Genomic DNA, 22710 nt, shown 5'->3' with positions numbered 1-22710 from the left:
TCGTTAGTTTTCAAAATCATTAAAAAATTTTTGAGTTGTCTGCTTTTCGCCTTGAGCAGATGGCTTTTTTATTTATTTCAAATGAATAAAAATACCAGCAACTAACCTTTATAGATTAATTGCTGGCACTTTTATTTTTTAGCCTAAAGCTATTTAGGCGGATCAACTTTGTCTAAGCGCTTATTTATTCCTCCAAGTGCTTGTAGGATCAATTTAAGCGTTTCTCCTTGAGTTTTTATTTGCTCGCTTTGAGCTTTTATTTGTTCTCCTTTAGCTTTTATTTGTTCTCCTTGAGCTTTTTGCTCCACTTGAAGTTCTTTAATTTGTTCGCCCTGAAGAATAACAACTTTAATTAATTGATTTAATTGTTCACCTTGAGTAGCTAAAGTAGTTTCAATCTTTATCAGCCTTTGATTATTGGCATCTTTGAACTCGCTAAACTGCTTTTGGGTAACATAACCACTTTTTCGTTTTTCCATATGGTTTAAATTGTCACTAAATCCCATGTCATAGCTACCATCAGGTAACTCTTCTTCCCAAACATGACAATTATTAATCTTATCTTTGTTGAGTCTTTTCTTAAACAAAGTAAGTGAAATTGTGCGTTTAATGGTGAAGACCTCCTTTATTATTAATTGGAAAAACGTAAAAGTGTTTAAAGAGGTGGGCAGCAACAGATCACTGGATTATTTGGCTATCTAAATAAAATAAATATTTTTTAAAAACTATCATCGTGAGTGTTTTACATCATGTAAATTTGCATAAATTGGAAAAGTTGCCAAAAATTAATTCAAAGAATTTTTGAACATTCAAAAGAAAAGACTCAAAACCAAACAAAACCAAAAGCGAACTGAATCGCAAAATATTTCTTAAAAACATAACTATCCTTTTATGCCTTTTAAATGGTCTTTAAAGTTTGAAAGTGCCAAAATAACTTCAAAAATTTTTTGAAAGTAAAAGTTCCTATTAATAAGAAAAGTTCCTATTAATAGTTAGTGACCACTCACCCGTTCAACGGGGGAGAGATCCACACCAGATTGACCTGAGCCTGAGCCCTGCGTGGTACCCCCACCACCAAGCACACTGCCGAGGTTACCACTATTCGTCCCAAATACCGGTGTGGTTGTTTTGAGGGCTTTAGGTTGGGGTTGGGTAGAATTTTCTGTACCAAAGCTTTGGCGCAGCTTGGCGCGAACCTCGTTGGGGTCCAACAGTTTTTTAAGATCGTCTGAAAGCTTATCAGAGGAACCTACTTTTTTCCCTGCACCAAGTGCAGGTAGGGGGAGGTGTTTTGGTTTTGGCCGGAGCTTTGAGTGGAAGCCTTGTACGAATCCTGGTCGGTATAACTCACCTGAAAGGCCAAAGCATTGGTGTGCTCCGATAAGGTAGCCTTCGTTGCGGTGGTGGTACTTGTAGCTGCTTGCGAGTCGGACCGAGCTTGATCCTGCCACACCCCCTTGAAATCCCACACACTCTCGACGCAGCCCAAGCGGTTGACCCAACTGCCACGAAAGGCGGTTCAGGGCCGGGGGGGCTCAAATTAACTCCCTTTGGTCGCTGTCATTTGCATCCAAGCCCGTTAACTGGAGCCCGAGGTAACCCGACCGGGGTTTGATAAAATCCGTGAAGGTAACCAACCACCCGCCGAGCTGGAAGCTCAAGCTGGTACCACTGACAACGAGGTTACCGACATCTTGCGCTGTTCAAGCCAACCCGGGGGTGATCAGGGTGGCTTTGGAAGATTCCGAGTCCGTGGAGGGTAATTTAAAGCCGATTCCGGGTCGTGCATAAGTCTGGGTATTGGTGTCGCCTCCGGTGTTACCTCCAGCGCCACCGGCTCCGGTGCTAGAATCTTGAGTGGAACTCAGACCGTACACCTCCACCAACGCCGGATTCAACAACCCATTCACCTCACCGTAAGCGGGGAGGTTGAGCTTGGTTTGATCCGACTTTAATTCGGTGTAAGACCATTTTTGGTCGGTGGCTTGGAACTTGTTGGAATCATCTTGGCCACTCTTATTCACCAACACCGGGATGCTGCCCAACAGGGCGCGGAGGAAGAGCTGGGCGCGCTGCGCGTTGTTCTTGTTGGTGAATGACAGCGCGTTCGGTCAATCAGCGGTGGGGGTGAGGTTGGGAGGGAGGTTGGTGTAATTCGTCAAGTTGTCCCCTGAAGTGGCTTCTGCAACCGTTACCGAATCACCACTTTTATCAACCTTATCCTGCTTTAACGAGTCGGGATTGCCCGCGGAATTAGTTGTACCTGAAGAACTGCCCTGCTGCCCACTGCCCGTAGCGCTCGTGAACTTGGTGTGGTTTTCGTCACTTTGTCCACTTGAAACCTTATCATTCCGCCACCCCGCCCCCGTTCAGAGCTGGAGGTTGGCTTGGTCGAGGGTGGGTCATTTGGGAATATCTTTCCCCGTAGTCGTCGTCTGACTGCCACCCAGGGTGCCCTGGACATTCGCTTTGAGGCCAACGCCGACATTCGAAAAAGTGGGTGCGGGTTCGGTTCCGGATGCATTTTGCGATTGTTGTCCCTGGGTTGTTACCCCACTCGTACTACTGTTGCTCCCCCGGTGGTCATTCCCATACCTGTGCCCATTCCCAATCCAGGGAATATAATCCAACACCTGGTCGAGAACCGACCCCGCGAGGTTGAACCCGGTGGAGAAGCGCGTAAGCGTGGGGGAGAAGTGGGATCAGTTTGTGGTTTGCTGAACTAACTTTTATTATTAAAGAGATTTGAGACTTTCTAATTTCTTATTTTGAACTCAATTAAATAAGAAGTTCTGATAGTAATCCAATTGCTTTTTACGCAATTCAATTTCGGCAGGAATCCCCTCGGTTAAATCGTTGCAAAGTTTTTCAAATGCAAACAAAATATCAGCAATCTTTTCTTGAATTTCTAGAGGTGGAAAGGAGAGTTCGATTTCTGCAATTCTCTTTATTGTTAGAACCGGAATTGCAGAGGCATAATTCACAAATTTTTTAGATTGTAGTTTTAGTGCAAAACATAAGAATTTGGAACTAAATTTATTTTTGTTCTTTACTTCTAACAATCCGCAATTTTGTGAACAACTAAACTTTTCATTACGGTAAAAGACATTTCCGGCATGTGCGCCGCCCGTTGTTCAAGTAACATATTCACCATGAAAATCGTAATCATTAATTTTTCCAATTAAACCACCATTTGTTGTTGCTGAGGAATAAACTGGAAATTCACCTGGATTTTCTCGAAGGTATTTTTCATTTATTTCTCGACCACGATTTATTTCACAAATATCCCTTATTTGAAAAGTTTCGAAAGGTATATTTGCTCCGTAAATTTTTCGGATATTTTCTTGGTTGAGCAGATAATCGCGATAGAAGTCATACTGCTTCCTGCGCTCTCTTAGCTCGGCACTTAGCTCGGCACTTAGCTCGGCACTTAGCTCGGCACTTAGCTCGGCACTTAGCTCGGCACTTAGCTCGGCACTTAGCTCGGCACTTAGCTCGGCACTTAGCTCGGCACTTAGCTCGGCACTTAGCTCGGCACTTAGCTCGGCACTTAGCTCGGCACTTAGCTCGGCACTTAGCTCGGCACTTAGCTCGGCACTTAGCTCGGTAAAAGTATCTAAGATAGTAGCAATTTTCTCTTGAATTTTCAAGGGTGGGAAATCAATGGGAATTTCGGCCATTGTTTTATGTGTTAACTTAGGTCTATTTTTAAAAACACGGTTTGTGAATTTCGGTGCTTCTAGTTTCAAAATATGAGCAAGATATTTTGAACTAATTTCTTTATTTTTTACTTTCAAAAGACCACAAAGATTTGTGATGCTAAATTTACCATTACGATAAAAAACAGCCCCTCCATAACCGTCAGCTGTTCAAGTAACATATTCACCATCAAAGTCATAAGAATTTATTCGACCAAACTCCCCATCGTTATTAGTAGCTGCCGAATAAACAGGAAAAACTCCTGGATCTTTTTTAATGTCCAATTTGCTGATAACTCTACCGCGTTTAATATCGCAAATATCTTTGATTTTGTAAGTTTTAATCTCCACGACAGTAACAGTTTAATTTCTTTCACTAAACCTTTTTAAGGTTTTGTTTTAACCTAAAATTATTGTGATTAGTTAGCTCACAAATTCGCTTAAATTTCACTACCCAAAGTGGCGATGAAGCCTTTAACAAACTTATTAAAGTCTGCTTTAGAGCTTACAGCAGCATTAAAGTTAGAACCAATCCCATCGCGGAATTTACCACTTCTAAAATCACTCGGATCGCTGTAACTAACTATTTCATCTTTACTTATTTGTTGAAAAAGTTCTAGCGCTTTCTCAGCGTAAGTATTTTTCCTTTGACTACTACTCTTATTTTTATCACTATTGCTTGTATTTTCTTTTTTCTCTTTATTTTCGAAGATTTCCTTTAAAGGCAGAATATAAGAAGCGGATTCAACAAAGAATTCAGCAGCGGTTTGTTTTTTGGTTGAATTTTGTTGATCTTGTTTATTAGAAGAATTTTCCTTAGCGGGTCAATCTACTTCTGTATTTAAAAACCAGTCAACAAACTTTTGGGTTTCTGCATTTTCTTTTTCGTTAGCATGGATACCAATAATATTCGGACCTTGGGTAATTGTTACCTTCTTTTTATCAGTGCTTTTATATTTACCAGGTGCTGCTAAAACAATTGCTTCTTCGCTTTGCAAAGTGCTAGACTGTTCTAAAGTTTCCACAGTAACGCCAACAATAATTTTGCGATCGTATTGTTCGTCATTAATTTTGTCTACTCTAAAAATGTGATTACCATCTTCACGAACGTTACCAGTGGTGGTATAACCAATAATTTGTTCTTTCTGACCATTACTCTCTCCACCTTGTTTTTGATTACTTTCTGCACCGTTTTTCTTAGCAGCATCTTCTAGCTGTTTAATGAGATTGTTATCTTTTATTAAGATGGCATCTTTCCCAGCATTTTTACCATCAGGAATTTTGTTCTTGTAAATTTCAATAGTTGTACTGTTATTTTCTTTTTTGCCTTGGTTCTGGGCACCTTCTGCCTTTTTACCCTGGTTAGGTGTTCCTTCTACTTTCTTGCCTTGATTTTGTTGACTATCACTTTTACTTTTATCTGTTGACTTTTTACCACTACTTAAAGTGAAAGTGCCTAAAAGATCGCTATTGCTGTTTGTGCTATTTCCATCACCATTCTTTGAAGGAGCTTTAATTGGAACAGTATATTGTGGATACTCAATGAAAGAATTATCACCAAACTTTAAGCGCTTAGCACTATTACCAGCAAATGAATAATAGAAACCAGAGGTAGAGGAGATACTGTAAGCTAACTGGTGAAACTTTTGAAAGTTAGAAGAGTAAGAACCGCCCTTATTAACAAAGAGACCGTTTTGATCAATTAAACCCTTGTAATCATTAAAAACACTTTGTAAGTTTTGGAAGGAACTACCTCTATTCTTAAAGTTACTAAAGTCAGCCCGACCGTTTGCAACCTTGTAAAAGAAGTTGTCATAGTCACCATTACCAGCTGCAAAAACAGAAGTAAATAAGGAATTGGCTGAACTATCTACACCAAGAATGCCTTGGATATCAGTTCCTTTTTTAGTATTGTTATCTTTTATCTTTTTAAAAGATTTAGCCGCTCTAGTAGAAAAATCGAGTAAATCGTGCCAATTATCAAAGATGCTAGCTTTAAAAGTAAAGCCTTTTAAGCCACCATCCACTTCTTCATAATCGCCTCAAGATTCTTTAATCTTTTTATCACTTTCAGAAGCATCGCCTTGATCGTTATGTGTTTGTGTACTTTGATCTGTGGATCTTCTATTGCTTTTGCTATTATTTGCTTTTTTACCGTTATTTTTAGCGGCGTTCTCAATTTGAGTCCAAAGAGAAGAAGTGCTTGAATCGCTTGTATCAATCTTTAAGGGTTTTTGAAGAGTTTTTTGTTGATTTAATCCTGATGATGTTTGACTTACTTGCGTTTTGTCACTACTACCCTTTGCACTGCTCAAAATATAGTGCAATACCGGACCATTTAAAACTAAAACTTCAGTAGACAAAGAGACTGGAATGCCGTAAATACCTTGCTTAGATATGGCACTAATTCGCTTGTTGAAATCAAGAAAACGGGGTGATAATTTATCTGTTCTAACCTTATCGAAGGGCAATTCCATGCCTACTCGACCTAAAACAGAAACTACGTCTGGGTAGTTCAAAATTAAGTTATAGAAACTATTTTTGTCTTTAACACTTAGTTTTGTTTGTAAGTTACCACGACCGCCATCATAACCACCGGCAATTTGGATAATTTCAATGGGATAGTCATCAATATTTTTAACTTCGTTGTACTTTTTAACAATTGTTTGCAAGGCATTAGCTGCACCCTTAGATGTAAGAGAAGAAGCTAAAACAATTTTGCCATCATCAATTTGGTCAAATTTGCCGCGTGCACCACAGGCAGCTAAAATGGCGGAAACTCCCAAAAGACCACTGAAAATAATGGTTCCATATTTCAATTTCATGCACTAAAACCCAGAAAATCTACAGAATCTTAAAAAAAGTTTAAGTTTTTAATATTGTCAACTTTCTCATTTTTCAAAGATAAAAATGAAATAAAGAAAGAATAAATAGTAACTGCTTTTTAAACAAGAAAAAGTACAAATAAAAATTACTTAGCTCTGTGTGTTATAGTTTCTATTTGAATTTTCCATCTAATATCTTCTATTTGACATAAATAAAAATACCAACAGTGAATTTTCACTATTGGATTTTTACGCTATTAGTTTTTTCTTTGTGTTTTTAAGAAGCTAATAAAGTCTTTTAAGTATTCATCAAGTCTTAAAGAATTTTTATCTTTTGTTACTACAGAACTTGAAACTTTTTCTTGAAAAAAGATTCTTATGAGCGTCTCATTAGTACCATCAGGTAAATAATAGCAAGAAAAATCAAACTTCAATATTTCAGAGTCGCTTAAAACTTCTATCATTCTTTCAACAGATGGCTTCTCTAGAACTTTAACTTTTTTCATGTTTAAATCCTCCTTTCTTTTGATTTTTTAAAAAATAACTAACACTTGCAACTCGGTTGTCAACAGGGATCAGACTCTTTACTGATCAATTTCAAAAATTAAAGATTTGCATTTTGCTCCTCCACTAAATAAATTGAACTAAGACTTTATATGTGACAACAAAATTGCAAAAAATTTTTTTAGGTAGTTTTAGATCAATAAAAATACCAACAGCTTGCTTTTAGAACTAACTGCTGGTACTCTTATTTGAATCAGATATATTTGGACTCGAGTTTGTCTAAACGAATTTCCATTACATCGAGCCGTTTATGGATAGTTTCAAGGCTTTCAACTACAAACTTCAAAGTTTCATTAACTGTTTGAATCTGTTGTCCTTGGACTTCAATTTTCTCGCCCTGCTTTTCAACAGTTTGAGTTAATTTGTTGATTTGTTCGCCCTAAGATTTTATTTGCTCACCTTGAGATTTTATTTGTTTGCCCTGAAGAAGCACAACTTTAATTAGTTGACTTAATTGCTCACCCTGAGCTCTAATTTGTTCGCCCTGAGCGACCAAAGCGTTCTCAATCTTTGTGAGCCGCTGGTTGGTGGCATCTTTGAATTCGCCAAACTCTTCTTGCGTTACGTATTTAACTTTCACAGGTGGTTTAAGTTTATATTTTCGCAATTCATAAGTTCAAAGTCCAACGGTGCCATCACCGTACTCTTCCTTTTCGCCGTCAAAGTGCTTTTCGCCAGTTTTACGGATTAAGGCATTGTATTCCTTTTTAGAAATTTTCTCTTTCATTAAGCAATACCTTCTTTCTTGAGGTGATTTAAAAAGGAACTAGAACTTGGAGCACTGCTGCCAACGGGGATCAATACCATTGTTGATTTATTTAAAAAGTTCAACATATTAATTTTTGTGTCATCACTAAATAAATTGAAAGATTTATTTAGAAATGCCAACAAAACTTGCAAAAAGTTTTGGTTAAACAAAGAAACGAGTTGCGATTGGGCTTGTTTTAAAAAGAGGTGATACCTCGTTAACTTAATGAATCTTATACTTTTTCGGTATTCATGATCTAAATTGCCCAAAAAGTAAATGTGACAAAATAACTTCAAAAAATTTTTAGAAAGTAAAAGACCCTATTAATAGTTAGAAGAAGTTAAAAAACCAAATTAGAAGAACATTTAATCTTTTTGGCGTCTTTTAAAAAGCAACTCAATTTATCTAATGGGAGCAGGAAAACGAAAATTTATGTTGAAGACCTGCTTTTCTGCCCCCAATTGGTGCATATTCTTAAAGGTTTTTCAACACGCCACATATTGAAAGTTTGCATAGAGCCTCTTCCTTCACATTTGCTAACAGATCTTTCTGTTAATTTCAATATCGTTAAAAAAAGTATTTTTTAGCTGTCTGTCTTTTAGATAGATGGCTTTTTTATTTATTTGACAAGAATAAACATACCCACAGCTAATTTGGAAGCATTAACTGCTGGTATGTTTTTTTATTAAAACCTTATTTCTAAGAACCGGATTTATTGAAACGCTTTTTGATGAATTAAAGTTTTCACTAATTTATCTACTTGTTTTTCCATTAAATAAATTAATCGATTAAAAAATAAATCAATTGGGTATTTAAAAGACTAAAAGTCTGAGCCTAAACTTGCGGTAAAACTACTAATAAATTTATTGAAGTCTCCTTTGGAATTAATAATGGCGTTAAAGTTAGAGCCAATCGCATCACGAAACTTACCACTTCTAAAGTCACTTGGGTCACTGTAACTCACGATTTCATTTTGAGAAACTTTTTTAAAGAGTTCTAAAGCTTTAGCGGTATAAGTATTGCCCTTTGTGTCATTTTCATTTTTCTCACCTTTATCGTTAATTTGAACCTTTTCAAAGTTTTCTTTTAAGGGCAAGATGTAAGATGCCTCTTGAGCAAAGTATTGTGCTGCAGTTTGTTTTTCATTAGAGTTTTTCTTATTCCTCTTACTTTCTCAAGTTTCTGGCGTATTTAAAACCAATTAACAAATTTTTGTGTTTCTTCGTTCTCTTTAGCATTAGCATGGATCCCGATTATCTTGGGGCCTTGCGCTGTCATAACCGTTTTTTGATCACTACTCTTATATTTACCAGGTGCTGGTAAGACAATTGCTTCACCACTTTGGAGTGTACTAGATTGGTCTAAAGTTTCTAGAGTAGCACCAATAATAATTTTACGATCAAACCTCTCATTGTTAATTCTGTCTGTATCAAAAATATGTTTACCATCAGCATTGACATAACCAGTAGTTGTATATCCAATCGTTTTTGATTCTTTCTTATTGCTCTTTTTAGTTTCTTTTTTAGCTGCTTGAAGTGCTATGGTTTTTGGATTAGATTGTGTACTTTCACCATTAGAATTAGCAGCTTTTTCTAAAGCATCAATAATTTTTTTCTCAGTAACTAAAATGGCATTATCACCTTTCTTTTTATCTTCAGGAATATAGCCTTTGTAAATGTAAATAGTCTTCATATTACTGCTGCTTCCGCCTTTACCCTTACTTTTTCCTTTCCCGCCTTTATTAGATTTCGAGTAATCTTTAACTTCAAAGGTACCTAAAAGGTTTTCTTCTTTTTTACTGTTATTGTCATCAGTATTTTGACCATTTTGTTGGTCTGGCGACTTAATTTCCTGAGTAAAATCAGGATATTCAACGAAGGTGTTGTCGTCACTAAACTTCAAGCGCTTAGCGTTCTTATCGGCAAACGAATACTTAAAGCCAGAAGTGGAAGAAATACTGTAAGCTAATTGGTGAAACTTCTGGAAATTGGAAGAATAAGAACCACCTTTATTGACAAAAAGACCGTTACTTTTAATTAGTTCACTTTAGTCTTTAAAAACGCTTTGGAGGTTTTGGTAAGAACTACCCTTGTTCTTAAAGTTACTAAAATCAGCCCGACCATCTTTCACCTTATAAAAGAAGTTTTCATAATTACCACCACCTGCAGCAAATACAGAGGCAAATAAAACATTAGGAGAACTGTCGACACCAAGCACTCCCTGAATATCAGTGCCCTTTTTATTGGTAATGTTGCTTACCTTTTCAGTAAAAGATTTAGCTACCCTTGTCGAAAAATCGAGGAAATCATGCCAGTTTTCAAACACGCTAGCCCTAAAGGTATAGTTTTTAAGACCATCATCCTTTTCTACATAATCACCTCAAGTTTGTTTAACTTTATCATCACTAGTTTTGGTATCTTTATTCTCTTCGTTAGTGGTAGTATCAGCGCCATTTTTAAGTTGAACTAATGCAGTTTTATTTGATTTTGCAGCTTTTCGTCCTTTTTGATTAGTTTCACCATTAGCTTTGGCTGAATTTTGAATTTTCTCTCAAAGTGATTTGGTATTTTCATCTGTATCAATTGTTAATGAACCTTTAGCTTGAATTTGTGATGTTTTTATTTGACTTTTAACTTGAGAATTAGCCTCTTCTTTCTTCGCACTGTTCAAAATATAGTGCAACACCGGACCATTTAAGACCAAAATGTCAGTTGAAAGGGACACGGGAATACCATAGTTACCACTTTTAGCGACTCCACTAATCTGTTCATTAAACTTTAAGAAGTTCGGCTCTAATTTATCAACATTAACTTTGTCAAAAAGCAGTTCCATTCCACTGCGCGCTAACACAGAAACTAAATCTGGATAGTTCAAAATAAGGTTATAAAAGTTCGTTTTATCCTTAACACTAACTCGGGTTTGGAGATCAGTCCGCCCGCCGTCATAACCACCAGCAATTTGGGTAATTTCAATGGGGTAATCCTTGCCGCTTTTGACAATGTTGTACTTCTCTATTATTGTTTGTAAAGCATTGGCAGCTGCTTTGGAAGTTAAGGATGATGCTAGCTTAATTTTGCCATCATCAAATTGGTCAAATTTACCACGAGCACCACAGGCAGCTAACACCACAGAAAGCCCTAAAAAACTGCCCAAAACAACCGTTCCATACTTAAATTTCATCTTCCCAAGCGAAAAAAGATGGCAAATCTTAAAAAAATATTTTTAAGAAAGTAAAAAGAATCTGATTTTTGGGCAATTAATGGCTTTTTGTATGCATTAATTAGATCTCAAGAGCAAACAAAAGAAAACCCAACTACTGGCAAAAACAGCCTTATAAAGGTGTTAATTTCCAATAATTGGGTCCAATTGAGAATTAGTTAAAACTAAGGTTTAAACTCAAGACAATACGGTTGAAATCAACGGGTTACGACTCTTGTTCTTCCAAATGAAGTAAGACACCGTTTCCTTACATACTCGTTTCAATTCCTTGATCATCTGTTCACGGGTATTAAAACGCTTGTTTTGAATAACGTTTTCCAAACCGCGTTTAATTGAGTGGGTAATCTTAGTCATTAACGGACTGGAATCTAGAGCAAAGAAACAACCCCGAGTAATCAGAGTAGGCATCCCTAAAATGTTATTGTTTTTGTCAAAGACTACAATCACAGCAAACATTCCCTCCCGACTCAAGATTTGGCGTTGTTTAATTACCCGCGCTAAGTCTGGAGAAGAATTGCGGCTTTCAATGTAAATCGGGTCAGCATTAATCACTTCCCCTGAGTAATACAGCTTGCCATCAATTAGGTACATCACCTGACCGTTAGCTAGCAAACCAACATCATCACCGTTAATGCCACATTCTTGCGCTATGTTTTTGATGGTGCGCATCATCTTGTACTCCCCGTGAATCGGAATTAAGTACCTTGGAAACACGAGGTTTAACATTAACTGCAACTCTTGCTGGGTAGCGTGACCAGAGGCGTGTAGCTTCATGTTCGGTGAGTTTTCAAAGATGGTCACCCCGTACTTCGAAAGCTCATTCAAGAGATTTTCCACCGCTGCATAGTTCCCCGGAATCGGGTTGGAGGACATAATAATGGTGTCAGTGGACTTTAAGCTAACCCAGTTATGTTTACCCCGTGCCATTGTGTTTAAGGCTGCTGAGTCTTCACCTTGGGAACCCGTACACAAGATTAAGATACTGCGGTCGGGGTAATTCTTAATGTCACGGACTTCCACAATGTCATTGCTGTCAATGTCCATTAAGCCAATCTTACGCGAGATGTTGACGTTCACATCCATCGACTTACCCAACAAGCAGACCTTCCGTTTATTGTTAACAGCAATCTCAATAATTTCGTTAATCCGGGTAATGTTGGAAGCAAAGGTAGTGAGAATGACCCGACCACGTGCTTCTTTAATAATCTTGTTGATGTTGCGGTAAATTAACTTTTCGCTCTGGGAGAACCCCGGGATTTCGGCGTTAGTAGTCTCACACATAAAGACATGGACATTGCGCTCGGCAATCTTCACGACCTTATGCACATCGAGCATTTCCCCGCCAGCGGCAAAGTCAAAGCGAAAGTCACCACTCTCAACAATGTTACCGTTGGGAGTTTGAACACAGACACCAAAGGCGTCAGGAATCGAGTGGTTGACGCGGTAAAAGTCAATCTTGAAGTGCTTGGTTTCAAAGTTGCTAAAGTCATCATATACGACCACTTTATTGAGCTTAGCATCCTTGTGTTCGTTGACCTTCTTTAAGATCAAAGAAGCGGCAATCCGGGGTGCGTAAATCACCGGTACATCGACTTGTTTTAACAAGTAAGGCACCCCACCAATGTGGTCTTCATGGCCGTGGGTGATAAACAGTGCTTTAACCTTAGCTTGGTTTTCAATGAGGTATTCGAAGCTCGGGATAATACCATCAATCCCTAGTAGATCATCACTAGCAAACTTAATACCGCAGTCGATGATGATAATCTCATCATCGTACTCGATTCCATACATGTTTTTTCCAACTTCTTGGATACCACCAAAGGCAAAAATCTTGGTAGGAGTTTTACCGACAAACTCACTAGGATCAAAATCCTTAATCATTACTTATAAAAGATCAAAATAATTAGTTAATACCTTTACAAGGTATCAGTAATTAAACAGTAATCAATTATAAATAAGTTAATCTTCATCTTTGAGCAAATGACTAAACAGCTCTTGGGGGAGCTCCACACTACCAATTGCTTTCAGTCTTTTCTTCCCTTCCTTTTGTTTTTCCAACAGCTTCTTTTTCCGCGTGACATCCCCGCCATACAGCTTTGCTGTTACATCTTTACGCACTGCTTTAATCGTTTCTCTAGCAATTACCTTACTTCCAATTGTGGCTTGAATTGGAATTTCAAACAGGTGCTTGGGAATTAGTTCCTTTAATTTGACACAGAACTTCTTGGCCCGTTGAAAGGCAAAGTCATGGTGGGCAATAAAAGATAAAGCGTCCACCTTCTGTTTGTTTAACATAATTTCCACCTTAGCCAATTGGGACACCTGGTACTGGTCAAACTCGTAATTGAGCGAAGCATAACCCTTAGTGATTGATTTCAACTTATCAAAGAAACTGTAGATAATTTCACCCAAGGGCATTAAGTAGACCAAGCGTTTGCGGTCAATGTCAATTTCCTCTAACTTTTCGTATTGCCCACGGAAGTTTTGACACAGATCAATTACTGTACCTAAATAATGATCGGGTAGATCAATGTAAACGCGTACAAACGGTTCGCTAATTGATTTAATTCGCGAGCGCTCTGGTAAGAGTGAAGGGTTATCGAGTTCCAATTCCTCCCCGTTGGTTAACAACACCTTATACCGCACTGAAGGAGGAGCGGAAATTAACTTAAGGTTGTACTCGCGCTCCAACCGCTCCTTAATTACATCCATGTGCAACAACCCCAAAAAACCACAACGCACCCCAAAGCCCAATGCTTGTGATGTTTCATATTCATACTCCAAGGCCGCATCGCTCAAAATAATCTTTTCCATGGCCATTTTGAGGTTTTGGTAATCATTGTTGTCAATCGGGTACAGACCACAGTAAATCATCGGTAACACCTTTTTGTAACCCGGTAAGGGTGGAGTGGTCGTGTCCTCAGCGTGAACAATCGTGTCACCAACCGTTACATCCCTTAGTTTTTTAATCCCAGCGGAAAACCAACCAATCTCCCCGGCTTTTAACACGTCTTGTTTTTCAAAAAAGGGGTTTTTAATTCCCAATTCCACAATTTGGTAAACCGAGTTACTTCTAGCAAAGCGGATCTTATCATTGAGTTTTAAACTCCCCTCAAAGATTCGAATAAAGCACACTACCCCCTTATAAGGATCGTAATAGCTGTCAAACAGTAAGGCTTTGAGTGGTTTACTTTCATCGCCCTTTGGAGGGGGTACTTTTTCAATAATGGTAGTGATTAACCGGTCAATACCAAGCCCGGTTTTAGCGGACACTAAGGGGATGGTGTTGGGATCCACCCCTAGCAGTTGGTGAAAGGCTTGTTTGGTTTTCTCGACATCAGCACTCTCCATGTCCACCTTGTTAATTACCGGAATAATTTCGAGGTTGTTTTCCAATGCTAAGTAAGTGTTGGAAATCGTTTGTGCTTGAATCCCTTGGGTAGCATCAACTAACAGTAAAACACCCTCACAAGCTGCTAAAGAGCGTGATACCTCGTAAGTAAAGTCAACGTGTCCCGGAGTATCAACTAGGTGAAACAAGTACTGCTGGTTGCCTTGGGCCATTTTGAGCTGCACGGCGTTGAGTTTAATAGTAATACCCCGTTCACGCTCAATCGCCATGGTGTCCAACATTTGCGCTTGCAGTAAGCGTTTTTCAAAGCCAATGCTGCGTTCAATTAAGCGATCTGACAGCGTTGACTTACCATGGTCAATGTGGGCAATAATTGAAAAGTTCCTAATTTTTTGTTGTTCCATTACTGTAATAGTTGTTCGGCTTTAGCTAAGCTTTGAGCAATTGCTCTATCCATATCAATGTACTGGTACAGTGCCAACCGACCTAACAAATGTATGTTAGGAATAGCGTTAGCTAACTTTAAATAACGCGCAAACAAGGCATTATTACTTACATCATTTAGCGGGTAGTACGGCTCCATAAAGCGGGGATCGCCTTCCCTAAAAGCACCAGGAGTTTCACACGAAACAATCGTTTGGTTAGACTCCAAACCCTCTTGCGTTAACTGTTTGTATTCCACTTGGCGCGTTATTGTTGGGTGGAGTGGCCAGTTCATTACGGGGTAAGCTTGGTGTTGTTTTACAGCATAACGCTTTCATTCAAAGTGGAGCGAGCGGTACTGCAATCGCCCAAAACAATAGCCAAACAGCTGATCAATTAAACCACAATAAACCACTGGTTTGGTAATTGGTTGATTTGCAAACAAGAGTTGATTATTGTTTACGCTAATTAAGTTAGCTGGACAGTTTAACCTTAAATCAATCAGAGGATGATCCACCATCTTTGTAAAGGCCTTTGTATAACCACCCTTAGGTAGACCTTGAATAGTGGCTGTAGGGAAATAGCTACTGTTTTCACTTAAACTAATTTTGACTCGACCCAATACACTAGGATCAATTTGTTCTAATGGCATGCCCCACATTTTCACACTGTAAGGACCGTACACCTTTGTTTTTAAAAACTGGTACAGCTGTTGGACTGGAGCAAAGTTAATTGTTTGTAACTGCATCAGTGTTAAGTGCTTTTCAGCTGGAAAGTGCTGTTGAAAGAAGTTAATTAAACTGCTAGCTGTTTTTGTATCCAACAACTTGCGCATTTGGCTAAAGTCAAATGGAAGCGTTAAATCCAAATTGTTGTCCAGTTGTAAGCCAACACGGTGCTGGTAATTGTTTAGTTCAAAAAAGGGTTGGATAAAATCCATTACTTTCTGATTATCAGTATGAAAGATATGAGGACCGTACTGGTGGAACAGTAACCCGGTGGTTTCATCCAACTTGTCATAACAATTACCACCTAATTGGTTGCGTTTTTCTAACAGTAAAACACTTTTACCATGCTGTGCTAAAACATGTGATAAAACTATGCCACTAATGCCAGCACCTAAAACAATGAAATCAAACTTATTTCAATTCACGTAGTTGGGGAAAGAAAACAACGTCACGGATGGAACTGCACTCGCACAATAACATCACTAACCGATCAACCCCAATCCCAAGGCCGCCTGTTGGCGGGAGACCAAAACTCAAAGCATCCAAAAAGGATTCATCTAATTCACTCGCTTCATCATTACCCATGCGTTTTTCCTGCAACTGTTGTTCAAAGCGCGCACGTTGTTCTAGGGGATCATTCAACTCACTGTAAGCGTTCGCTAACTCTTTTGTATTAATAAAAAGTTCAAAGCGCTCAGTAAACTCGGGGTTGTGGGGATCTTGTTTAGCTAGCGGGGAAACGGCCTTGGGATAGTGTGTGACAAAGGTGGGTTGGATTAAGGTATGCTCACAGAACTGTTCAAAGAAACGGTTAATAATGTGTTGTTTGTTCTGCTCGTGCTTTTTTAACTCTACTTTGTGCTGCTTTGCAAGCGCAATGGCTGTTTGATCATCCTTAACATCATCAAAATTAACCCCAGTAACTTGGCAGATTAAATCTACCATTTTGACTTTCTTGAACGGTTTGGCTAAATCAAGTGTTTGCCCGTTCCAGTTAAAACTTCACTGATTGAGTGTTTTGCAAACAAACTTAATGAGGTTTTCGGTTAAATCCATCATGACCGCATAGTCAGCGTTAGCCTGATACATTTCAATGCTCGTAAACTCCGGATTATGGGTAGTATCCACCCCTTCGTTACGAAACATCCGCCCCATTTCATACACTTTCGGCAAACCGCCCACAATGAGCTTTTTGAGTGCTATTTCATTTGCAATCCGCAAGTAAAAATCACCCTTTAAGGCGTTATAGTGTGTTTTAAAGGGCTTGGCGTTAGCACCCCCTAAAACGGCTTGTAAAATGGGTGTTTCCACTTCTAGAAAGCCCGCTTCATTTAAAAAGGTACGGATAGCTGTAATAATCTGGGTGCGTTTCAAAAAGACTTCGACCTGCGCACGGTTGTAGGTCAAATCCAAGTAACGCTTTCGTGCTCGCGCTTCTGGATCGGTCAACCCATGTCATTTTTCAGGTGGGGTTTGTAAGCATTTAGCGACAATTTGTAATCGCTCTACGTTCAGCGTTAAAACACCTGTTTTGGTCATCATTGGATGGCCAGTGGCTACTATTTGATCACCCAAATCAATGTAATTATTGAAATATTCAAACAGTTCGGGGGCAGTTTTTTTATTAATGTACAACTGCATTTTCCCACTAAAGTCTTGGATAATAATAAAGGTCTGCCGGAGCGCAATAATCCGACCGGTTAAGATCACTTGGTACTGCTTTAACTCAGCGTCAGATTGGTTGGCAAATGCTTTTTGAAAACTAGCCGCTGAGTGGGTGTTTTCTATCTTAGTAATGAGGTAGGGATCGTTGCCAGTTTGTTTGAGGTTTAGGAGTTTTTGCAAGCGATTTTGTGCTTGATCATTTAAACGATCGCTCATCGAAGACAAATTTAAAAAATTATTATCTTAATTTTAAGCAATTAATGCAGTCGCTTAACTATCTTGTAGTCATCCTAACAGTAGCCGGGGTGCTAGTTATCTTGGGATTTACCCCATTAATTCGCAAATTAAAAATCCAGTTTTATTGTTTACAAGTTTTTGCAGCTATTCTCTTTCTCTATGTCTTTTTCGGGCGGCAAATTATCTATATTTTTCCCGATATTTACGGCACTGCAGCCAAGGCTAAGAATGCTGTTGCAAATGTTCCTTTAGATTCACTAAGGTTGAGCAGGATCTTTTTGTTAGATCTCTGCCCCTTCTTTGCCTTAATCGGCCCGATCTTTATCTTTTTACGCCAGAAAAAGGTGGCGGGTGTGTTGGCGATCTTTGGTTTTTACGGTGCTGCAATAACCTTATTTGGCGAGTTAATTTTTACTCCATTAAAACAAGAGGAGATTGTCAAATTTCTCTTTGTTGGTTTGGAAAACAACCAGGTTTACTTCATGATGCACTTCTTGAGTTTCTTGTTGAGTCTGGCTGTCTTTTTATGAGACGATGGCTTTAGCTTAATTTCGTTCTTCTACATCCACGTGTTTGCGCTAGCATATCTCAGTTATGTGGCCTTGATGGTTAACATCTTTAAGGGACAAATTACCGGTAATACTACCGGCATTTTGGCTGAAGATTGACTGAGCGGTGAGTACAAGAATGTAGCGGTGTTCCTCAAGCTAGATCCAAAAAATGCTGATTTAATCTTTGGAGTTAGCTTTGGGTTGAGCTATTTCGCCATTGTATTGTTGACAGTTCTCGTCAACATTCCAACCTTTATACAGCTCACTAAAGATAAACAAATGGTTAAGCTAGCACTGCAGCTTAAAAAAGCCCAGGCATCTGTGGCATAGCCTCTTCCATTAACTGGTCGTACTTGGCCTTAACATCACCCACAGCCTCATTGACAGCTTCTGTAATCATCTCCTCTAAAGTGACCTTGTCTTCTGGGTCAATTAATGCGGGATCGATTGTGATAGACTTAATGGTGAGATTACCAAAAATGATAATCTTGATGGCAGCATTCTTATAGCTGTACTCAAACAATTTTTGCTCGAAATCAAGCGCTTTTTGCTTGCTTTGTCGTTCAGCTTGGCGCATCATTTCGGTAATCTTTTTAAAACTCATGTATTAGTTAACTAACTTGCGATGAAAAAAACAATAGGACTCGCTTACCGTTTTTTCTATCTTAACAATAATTGCGACTTTTATTTACTTTTTCTCGCGCCGTTTTCCCTGTTTAACCTTGGGGTAATGGTAGCTAGTGCTGTTATCAGTGTGGTTTATAACAACCAACCACAATTAATCTGGTTTACTAACTTTGATACCTTTACCTACCAGAGCAACACAATTGCCGCTGTTTGTGTCTTAATGTACCTCTGTAAACGACGCTGTAAGCTGTTTGACAATAATGCGTTGTTTTTAAGTGCTGCAGGTTACTTGGTCTTTACCGTCATCTTTTTTAACCTGTATGTACTGTCACGTGTTACTGGATTTGTTAATGTAGAAGAACACGTTAAGGGTTGGTTTTCGACTATTACGAGTGAAATGCCATACAGTTTTAGTGGTAATCCTTTAACTGATTGAATTTCATTTGCGCAGCTGTTTCTCCACGTGATTTACCCCGCTAGCTTCTTTGGCTTTATCTGAATCTTCTTTAAAACTTACAAAATGCGCGAGCCGCTACATGAATTGGGTAAGTTTTTACTCAAGGCAGGGGTGTACCCAAGCCTTTATGCCTTTTATTTACAAACAGTACCTTTTCTAAAGATATGGGACAACGGGCATGATTCGTACTCGGTCTATGGTTTCTTCTCCCAAACCAAATATAACAGCTATGTTTGGTTTTGATCAATCCCTATTTTTGCATCAATGTTTTTAATCCTGTGGGGGCTTTTTGTTATAAATAACCGTTATTATGGTGCAAAAACAAAGTATGGCAAACAATAACTGTATCTTCTGTGGAATTGTAGAGGGGAATGTGAAATCCTTTAAGGTTGGTGAAAACGAACACGCTGTTGCCTTTTTAGATGCCTTTCCAGTTGCTGATGGTCATACGCTTGTAATTCCCAAAAAACACGCCGTTAACTATTCCTCGACTGATGATGAGAGTTTGAAGGCGGTTAGTTTACTCGCCAAAGAAATGGCTTTAAAGCTACAACAACGGCTCCAACCAGCTGGATTAAACTATGTTGTCAATGAAGGGGCTAAGGCAGGGCAGGAAGTATTTCACTACCACATGCATGTAGTACCAAAATACGAAACTGGTTTAGGCTTTTGTTACAACGTTAAAAAGACGAACAACCGCTCAATTGAAGCTAATTGGGAACTACTTACTAAAGAGGTAGATTAACCCACCTAAAAGAAAGAGACTTACAACACCGTTCGCTAAAACAACAGTGGCTAGTCACTTGTAGTTTTTAGAGTGTTGCTTCGTCTTTTTGGCTACTTCTTCCTGGATTTGTTGGGTTACCTCAAAATTAGTCGTAATTTCACTAGTTAACAATTCGGTTTGTTGTTTGAGTAACTTATCCAATAAGTTATCGTGGTTAGTGACAAAGGCACTAATCTTCTTATCGATTGCTTCAAAATTGGGAGTAGGACGGTTCATAACTGGGTATTATTCTAATTTGCCAACAAGCACTTAATATGCAGAAAGAGCGCAATAATGATGACAAAGAAAAATCTAAAACAGTCGCTGAAAATGACTTTTAAAAGAAATTAAACTGTTACTGTTGTGCAAATCAAAACTTACAAAATCAAAGATATTTGCGAGATCTCGAGGGGTCGTGCAATTACTAAAAAATATATTAAGGATAATCTCGGTTAATACCCGGTTTATTCAGCTTCAACCTTAAATGATGGTGAAGTTGGCAAAATTAAAGATTGTGACCGAGATGGCGAGTACGTGACTTGAACTACAGGAGGTTCTTATGCTGGTGCTGTATTCTATAGAAAAGGACAGTTTAATGCAAGACAAGACTGTGGCGTTTTAAAAGTAAAAAACGAAGAAATTAATCCTAAATTTTTAGCTTATGCACTCAGATTGCAAACATCTAAGTTTGTTAATTATGCTTGCCCTATTCCTAAATTAGGAATAAGTAAATTAGCAGAAATTGAACTTACTTTCCCACCTCTAGAAATTCAAGAAAAGATTGCCGATATCCTCTTTGCTTTTGAAAAAAATGTAACGATCTTACCGAAAGTATTCCCAAAGAAATTGAAATGCGTAAAAAGCAATTGGATTATTACCAAAACTATTTATTCGATTGAGTTCAAAAACAAAAAGAAGGCTTAAATTCAACGACTTTAAATTAAGCATTAGCTCTTAATTTCCAAAATTTTCTTTAATTAAAAAGAAATTTGTCAATTTGTTGTCATTTCAAAATAAGGCGTTCAATTTATTTAGTGAAGGGAAATTATGCCTTTACTCAATATATTTATTAGATCAACGATGATGTTGATCCTTGCTGGCAACAAAGTTGCACGTTTTAGTTTTCTAAACCTTGAACAGAAAGGAGGAATTTATTAATGCCTAAAGTTATTTCCTAAAAGGAATTTAATATCCTTTCCCGGACAAAGGAAAGAGTTAATTTTCAAATTGTCTATACCAAGCAAAGAAATGGTTTGCACAAGCTACCTAAGAGTACTATTTTAAGGATAAAGACTTTACGATAATAGAAGATCAACTGGATAAACCTGAGAATCCGAATACACCGGATATTCCAAAGTCTCCGAAGTTGCCAAAATTTCTAGAAAAACCAGAATAACCTGAGAACCCTAAATAACCAGGATTTCCAAAAGGTCCTAATGATCCTAATTCAGGAAGTAAAAAGGTGTCAAAAACATATGAATTTGTAATTCACCAATAGCTTGACGAAAAGCTCAAAGACTTCGCCACTAAAGCCGATTGAAGCGCGTTGAAGGTAAAGTTGATGTTGTGTTTGAACTGCAAAAAACGTAGGGTGAACAGATCAAGGTTCAGGGTGAGCAAATTAAACAATTAACCGAAACTGTTCAAACTCAAGGGGAACAAATTAAAGAACTTCAAGCGGAGCAAAAAGTTCAAGGAGAAACTCTACAGTTAATCTTGCAAATGTTGCAAAAGATGAGCAATCGCTTGGATTCAATGGATGTTCGCCTAGATAAACTAGATTCTAAGTAGATATTATTCAAAATAAAGAATACCAGCAATTAATCTGTAAAAGTTAGTTGCTGGTTTTTTATTCATGCGGTACAAATAAAAAACCATTTGTTCAAGTTGAAAAGCAGGTGGCTAAATTTTTTCCAAGTAAAACTAAAAAATCACAACAAATTACTTAATTAAATATTCCAAATAACTAAAGAGATTAATATCTGATGAGTAGCCTGTGTTAGTAGCAAAGCTTTCTAAAAATTTCTTCAAACTTTTTTGACTAACATCATCTTTGCCTTTTGTTCATCAGCTAATCGAAGCGCTAAACTCAATTCACTCTAAATTTCTTGTAGTTTGTTTTCCTTCTTGATCAGTAAACGCTTCTCCTTCAGTAAGAAATTTTTTTGCTGAAAATTGTTTTTTTGGATCAGATTTAATTTTAAGGAAAAGATAAAAATAATGCTTGTCACCTCTCTTAGCAGTGAAATCACCTGAAGAATAATCCCCAAATCAATTAAAGGTATAGCTCAGCCTAGCCTCAACTAACAAATCCTTAAAACTTTGGTATGTCATTTGAAAATGATCAACCTTTCGCTCCATCGTGAAAGGATCATTTGTTTGAGGATAAGCTACATGGTCAAAATCAAAATCCGCAATACCTAATTTACCCTCTTCAAAACTCTGTTTTCAGGCGTCTAACAACAATTTTGTTGTATCTTTCGGATTAACTTCGTAAGATTTTTTAAAGAAGCTATTATGTTCTTTTTGCCTTCTTTAGTTTTAATTGCTTTAGACAAATCAATGTCTTTACCAGTGGTTTCTTTAATAAGATTTCTAAGATCAGCTTGGATACCAGTGCAAGCACTTAACAATGTTCCACATAATAAAAATAGAGAACTAAAAGAAAACCTTGACAAAAACTTCTTTTTACGCATTAACAGTAAAAAATAATTGCATTATTTTGCTTTTTTTGGAAAATCCTTTTGAAGAAGAGGAAACTAATTGAAATTTCCGGTTTAATGTTATTTAAAAAATGAACTTTTTAACTCATAAGAGTTAAATTTGGCCTTTTATTTACATCAATAAAAA

Annotated in this window: 16 protein-coding genes and 4 pseudogenes; 5 read left to right on the top strand and 15 right to left on the bottom strand. The window is 37.9% G+C overall.

The window, feature by feature from the left end; genetic code table 4:
• Positions 1-149 precede the first annotated feature (149 nt).
• The 12 genes and pseudogenes from F539_RS01605 to lysS all read right to left on the bottom strand — a co-directional run bounded on the left by F539_RS01605 (position 150) and on the right by lysS (position 17438).
• Positions 150-587: a DUF16 domain-containing protein gene (locus tag F539_RS01605; protein WP_014574937.1), complete on the bottom strand. Its 438-nt coding sequence runs from the start codon at positions 585-587 to the stop codon at positions 150-152.
• 411 nt (positions 588-998) lie between these two features.
• Positions 999-2717, bottom strand: a pseudogene (locus F539_RS01595) (adhesin P1); the annotation flags it as partial.
• Positions 2718-2735: 18 nt separating this feature from the next.
• Positions 2736-4049, bottom strand: coding sequence for a restriction endonuclease subunit S (locus tag F539_RS01590; protein ID WP_041913428.1), 1314 nt, complete (start codon positions 4047-4049; stop codon positions 2736-2738).
• 89 nt (positions 4050-4138) lie between these two features.
• Positions 4139-6523: a P68 family surface lipoprotein gene (locus F539_RS01585; RefSeq protein WP_014325440.1), complete on the bottom strand. Its 2385-nt coding sequence runs from the start codon at positions 6521-6523 to the stop codon at positions 4139-4141.
• Between the two features lie 257 nt (positions 6524-6780).
• Positions 6781-7029, bottom strand: coding sequence for a hypothetical protein (locus F539_RS01580; RefSeq protein ID WP_015344899.1), 249 nt, complete (start codon positions 7027-7029; stop codon positions 6781-6783).
• Between the two features lie 242 nt (positions 7030-7271).
• Positions 7272-7457, bottom strand: a complete 186-nt coding sequence (locus F539_RS03935) for a DUF16 domain-containing protein (RefSeq protein WP_080582797.1) — start codon at positions 7455-7457, stop codon at positions 7272-7274.
• A 9-nt stretch (positions 7458-7466) separates the two neighbouring features.
• Positions 7467-7814, bottom strand: coding sequence for a DUF16 domain-containing protein (locus F539_RS01575; RefSeq protein ID WP_014325439.1), 348 nt, complete (start codon positions 7812-7814; stop codon positions 7467-7469).
• Positions 7815-8655: 841 nt separating this feature from the next.
• A pseudogene (locus tag F539_RS04435) lies at positions 8656-11015 on the bottom strand (P68 family surface lipoprotein).
• A 210-nt stretch (positions 11016-11225) separates the two neighbouring features.
• Positions 11226-12935, bottom strand: a complete 1710-nt coding sequence (locus F539_RS01550; protein WP_010874637.1) for a ribonuclease J — start codon at positions 12933-12935, stop codon at positions 11226-11228.
• Positions 12936-13013: 78 nt separating this feature from the next.
• A complete protein-coding gene (gene lepA, locus F539_RS01545; RefSeq protein WP_014325436.1) occupies positions 13014-14810 on the bottom strand; it encodes a translation elongation factor 4 in 1797 nt (598 codons plus the stop codon).
• Positions 14810-16009, bottom strand: a complete 1200-nt coding sequence (glf, locus tag F539_RS01540) for a UDP-galactopyranose mutase (RefSeq protein WP_014325435.1) — start codon at positions 16007-16009, stop codon at positions 14810-14812. Before glf ends, lepA begins: the two co-directional genes overlap by 1 nt.
• Positions 15969-17438: a lysine--tRNA ligase gene (gene lysS, locus F539_RS01535; protein ID WP_010874634.1), complete on the bottom strand. Its 1470-nt coding sequence runs from the start codon at positions 17436-17438 to the stop codon at positions 15969-15971. The genes glf and lysS overlap by 41 nt, the downstream gene beginning before the upstream one ends.
• Positions 17439-17482: 44 nt before the next feature.
• Between lysS and F539_RS01530 the strand changes: the two genes are divergently transcribed.
• The gene (locus F539_RS01530) at positions 17483-18340 is read left to right on the top strand and encodes a DUF5378 family protein (RefSeq protein WP_010874633.1); all 858 of its coding nucleotides are present in this window, start codon (positions 17483-17485) and stop codon (positions 18338-18340) included.
• On the opposite strand, the gene F539_RS01525 is transcribed toward F539_RS01530, so the two are convergent.
• Positions 18312-18614: a YbaB/EbfC family nucleoid-associated protein gene (locus F539_RS01525; RefSeq protein WP_010874632.1), complete on the bottom strand. Its 303-nt coding sequence runs from the start codon at positions 18612-18614 to the stop codon at positions 18312-18314. The two genes, F539_RS01530 and F539_RS01525, sit on opposite strands and share 29 nt — an antisense overlap.
• Before the next feature lie 21 nt (positions 18615-18635).
• On the opposite strand from F539_RS01525, the gene F539_RS01520 reads away from it, so the two are divergent.
• Both F539_RS01520 and F539_RS01515 read left to right on the top strand, forming a co-directional pair.
• A complete protein-coding gene (locus tag F539_RS01520; protein WP_010874631.1) occupies positions 18636-19436 on the top strand; it encodes a DUF1600 domain-containing protein in 801 nt (266 codons plus the stop codon).
• Complete coding sequence (locus F539_RS01515; protein WP_014325433.1) at positions 19405-19839, top strand: HIT family protein; 435 nt, start codon at positions 19405-19407, stop codon at positions 19837-19839. Before F539_RS01520 ends, F539_RS01515 begins: the two co-directional genes overlap by 32 nt.
• Here the strand turns inward: F539_RS01515 and F539_RS01510 are convergent.
• Positions 19816-20097 carry an MPN272 family protein gene (locus tag F539_RS01510; protein WP_014325432.1) on the bottom strand — a complete coding sequence of 94 codons (282 nt, stop codon included), beginning with the start codon at positions 20095-20097 and terminating at the stop codon, positions 19816-19818. The two genes, F539_RS01515 and F539_RS01510, sit on opposite strands and share 24 nt — an antisense overlap.
• A 243-nt stretch (positions 20098-20340) precedes the next feature.
• On the opposite strand from F539_RS01510, the gene F539_RS01505 reads away from it, so the two are divergent.
• Together F539_RS01505 and F539_RS03930 are read left to right on the top strand one after the other, a co-directional pair.
• Positions 20341-20784, top strand: coding sequence for a restriction endonuclease subunit S (locus F539_RS01505; protein WP_349675619.1), 444 nt, complete (start codon positions 20341-20343; stop codon positions 20782-20784).
• Positions 20785-21459: 675 nt separating this feature from the next.
• Positions 21460-21651: pseudogene (locus tag F539_RS03930) on the top strand (DUF16 domain-containing protein); the annotation flags it as partial.
• A gap of 150 nt (positions 21652-21801) precedes the next feature.
• Here the strand turns inward: F539_RS03930 and F539_RS01500 are convergent.
• Positions 21802-22556, bottom strand: a pseudogene (locus F539_RS01500) (lipoprotein).
• Between the last annotated feature and the right edge of the window lie 154 nt (positions 22557-22710).

The sequence above is a fragment of the Mycoplasmoides pneumoniae FH genome (assembly GCF_001272835.1).
Lineage (GTDB): Bacteria > Bacillota_I > Bacilli_A > Mycoplasmatales > Mycoplasmoidaceae > Mycoplasmoides > Mycoplasmoides pneumoniae.
Note: the sequence above shows the minus strand (reverse complement) of the source record. Positions and strands in the feature narration are given on the sequence as shown.